We start from the raw sequence: 2,000 nt of genomic DNA on the forward strand, positions 1-2,000 counted from the left end.
AAAATGCGATGGTGTTTGCCGACGATCTCCTGGGCAGTGTAACCGACCGTCATCAGGAAATTTTCATTCGCCATAAGAATGGTGCCGTCCAAGTCAAACTCAATTATAGCTTGCGAACCCTCAAATGCGCCAAGGGTGGCGGCATTCGAATCGTAGAACAGGCTTGTGATCGGGTTTTTCATGGGTGTCGGGCTCCGTGGTTGGCTTTTCTCCAAACCATTAGGAACCAGATGCAATAAAATATTATTAATACAAATGCCGTTTATCCATGCCTGCAATTGTATTCAATTTTAGTTGGCGGCGACGGCGAAGTTAATGAGAATAACTCGCAAAATGTTGCAGGCGAGGCGGAACCTCGCCTGCAATCGATTAGCTCACCGGAACCGCCACGCAGGCGCTTTTTTGTCGGGCGAGGGCTTGGCAGGCGTCGCGGGCTTCTTTTTCGGACAGCCCGGCGATGCGCGCCCGGTAGACCCGCGCGCCCTTGCCGTCCTTGCCTTCCGCGACGGCGATCGTGCCCTGGCCGAGCGTGGCTTTCGCCCCAGCGGTTGCCGTTTGGGCGGCTTTTTGCGCGGCGCTTCCTGTCGCGAAAGCCCCGACCTGGATGGCCCATCCGCCCTGCGGTTTACCGGCGGTCGGTTTCCCTTGCGGCTTCAGCGATACCGGCTGGGCCGTTGCCGGCTTCGGCGCGCGCGTATCAAGGGCGGTCGGCGTCTGAACCGGCGCGGCGACGCGTCCTAGGGTCGCCGACACGGGGGTGATCGTTGCGCCGCCCGTGGGGCGCGTGGGCAGGCGCGTGCTGCTATTGGCGCTGACGGGGGTGAAGGTTTGCTTCGGCTCGTCCATCGCCGCGACCAGATTGCGCTTGGTCGCCATATCGTCCTTCACGGCGACAAGGGTGCCCGAGAACCCGGCATCCATCAGCTTCGCCATCAGTTGATCGCGCTGGCCGGGGCTGGTGCCGCCGAAGACCGCGCCGACCAGCCGCCGCCCGTCGCGCTTGGCCGAGGCGACCAGATTGAAGCCGGAGGCGCGAATGAAGCCGGTCTTAATCCCGTCCATCCCGTCGTACACATTCATCAGGCGGTTATGGTTCGGGTGAACGCGGCCCTGGTAGACGAAGTTTTTCGTGGAGAAGAGCGGGTAGAATTCCGGGAAATCGCGAATAAGGGCGCGGCCCAACACGGCCATATCGCGCGCGGTGGTAATCTGCGCGTCATTGGGCAGGCCGGAGGCATTGGCGAATAAAGTGCTGTTCATGCCCAGGCGGCGGGCGCGCTGGGTCATCTGCCGGGCGAAGGCGGGTTCGGACCCGGCCATATTTTCGGCCAGCGTCACGGCGGCGTCATTGGCCGATTTGGTGACGAGTCCCAAAACCGCATCGCGCACCAGAATTGTCGAACCGGGGCGCAGGCCGAGTTTCGTCGGGTCTTGCTCGGAGGCGAATTGGCTGACCAGCAGCTTTTGATCCATCGACAGGCGACCCTGTTGAATGGCTTCGAACGCCATAAACAGCGTCATCATTTTCGTCAGTGACGCCGGGTGGCGCGGCTCATCGGCATTATGGGCGTGCAGCGTTGTGCCCGAGCTATAATCCATAATCAGCGCGGCGCTGCGGTCCGGCGCAGCCTGGGCAAACGTGGCCGACAGTGTCGCCGACAGAATCAGCGCGCCAAAGGCGGCAAATTTTGGCAAACTCTTGGCGAAAGCGCGGAATCCCGGCTGAAACTTGCCTCGTGGGGTCACTTGGGTTTGAGCCATCGGTCACTTCCGCGCTTAGGTCTTACTGGTGCCCGGACTGTAGCAAGCACATGAGCTTCTGTCTATAACCAATTGACTTCATTGATTCTCTCTCGACATACGCTGTCTTACCGATTTGTTTTCGGCTTGTTCCGTTTTCGTTTGTTGTGTTGCGGTGCGGTATTCTTTCGTTTCAAGTGCGAACGAACCTGAGTGATCCGTCAGGTGAATACCCCTGAAGGCGGCAGGAAACCTCGCGT

At 59.8% G+C, this 2,000-nt stretch carries 2 protein-coding genes; both read right to left on the reverse strand.

Going from position 1 to position 2,000, the window contains the following annotated elements:
- The coding region (locus VZ95_RS17410) for a PAS domain S-box protein (RefSeq protein ID WP_045776989.1) at positions 1-182 on the reverse strand (182 nt) is incomplete at its 3' end.
- 187 nt (positions 183-369) lie between these two features.
- Positions 370-1,761, reverse strand: coding sequence for a D-alanyl-D-alanine carboxypeptidase family protein (locus VZ95_RS17415; RefSeq protein WP_052711898.1), 1,392 nt, complete (start codon positions 1,759-1,761; stop codon positions 370-372).
- Positions 1,762-2,000: the final 239 nt, after the last annotated feature.

This window comes from Elstera litoralis (genome assembly GCF_000963705.1).
In the GTDB taxonomy this organism is placed as follows: Bacteria; Pseudomonadota; Alphaproteobacteria; order Elsterales; family Elsteraceae; genus Elstera; species Elstera litoralis.

What these genes read in the sequence shown, in the direction of transcription:
- VZ95_RS17415 (WP_052711898.1), bottom strand. Translation starts at nt 1,761, where the DNA reads ATGGCTCAAACCCAAGTGACCCCACGAGGCAAGTTTCAGCCGGGATTC.